This is a genomic window from Acinetobacter sp. UBA5934 (assembly GCF_002430855.1).
In the GTDB taxonomy this organism is placed as follows: Bacteria; Pseudomonadota; Gammaproteobacteria; order Pseudomonadales; family Moraxellaceae; genus Acinetobacter.
Genome location: NZ_DJDC01000131.1, coordinates 10,177 through 11,068, shown reverse-complemented (window position 1 = coordinate 11,068; position 892 = coordinate 10,177). Strand labels below are relative to the sequence as shown.

The window sequence follows — 892 nt, the reverse complement described above, 5'->3', positions numbered from 1 at the left end:
ATGCGGCTATTGGCGAATTTCCTATTGATGTAATAACACCCTCTCAAATTTGGAAGTATGTCGTCTTTATGAGAAACAAGTTAAAAATGACTTTGCAAAGCGAATGAGAAGTAAAGCATCTCAAGTTTTTCGCTATGCGATTGCCTTAGGGGTGTGTCAGTTCAATGTTGCTGATCAAATTAGCGGTATTCTGAAGGTGGGTAAAACTAAGCATCGAGCGGCTATTACTGATAAGCAAAAGCTAGGAAAACTATTAAAGAATATCAATACACATGCAGGTCGTGGGGATATTGCTATTGATTATGCAGTCAAAATCTTACCCCATGTATTTGTGCGTCCTGGAGAATTACGTGCAGCAAAGTGGGCAGATATCGATTTTGAAAATTGAACATGAAGTTATACACCGCCTAAGATCAAAAATCAGACAGCCCCACAACATATGGTTCCTTTGTCCGATCAAGTCCTGAAGCTGTTCCAAGAATTGTATTGCATTACTGGATATACAGAATATTGTTTTGTGTCTATGCGAGATAAAACGAAAAAGTGCGAGGAGAGATTTCTCTAAGCGTTGTCGATATTCTTGATTCAGACTTGCGACCACCGGATCTTTATTTCCTATTTCTAAGCCGGAGAATGAGACCATTGCTTGTGCTTTTCTGATTGAGAAAGATCCTCGACAATCCCCCAAAGCAAGAGGAATCATAATCGATTGGTACTGAGAAATAGTTTTTTAATCTAATGGTTTTATTTCGATAGCAAATTTTTCTCTTACGAAATAATCGGGCTAAAAAGCCCAATTTATATATTTCTCAAAGAAAATGTATTTAAACTTGAAATAATAATTTTTCGTAGCTTAAAAGTTAAAAGAGTATGAATAGCCACCGATTTTGTA

1 protein-coding gene is annotated in these 892 nt (G+C 36.7%); it reads left to right on the top strand.

All coding sequences use genetic code 11. From position 1 onward, the window contains the following. Positions 1-103: 103 nt before the first annotated feature. Positions 104-388 (top strand): tyrosine-type recombinase/integrase, encoded by a 285-nt coding sequence (locus B2Y23_RS08880; RefSeq protein WP_291356022.1) that lies wholly within the window; start codon positions 104-106, stop codon positions 386-388. Positions 389-892: the final 504 nt, after the last annotated feature.

Coding starts and splice junctions, on each gene's coding strand:
- B2Y23_RS08880 (WP_291356022.1), top strand. CDS start 104: ATGAGAAGTAAAGCATCTCAAGTTTTTCGCTATGCGATTGCCTTAGGG.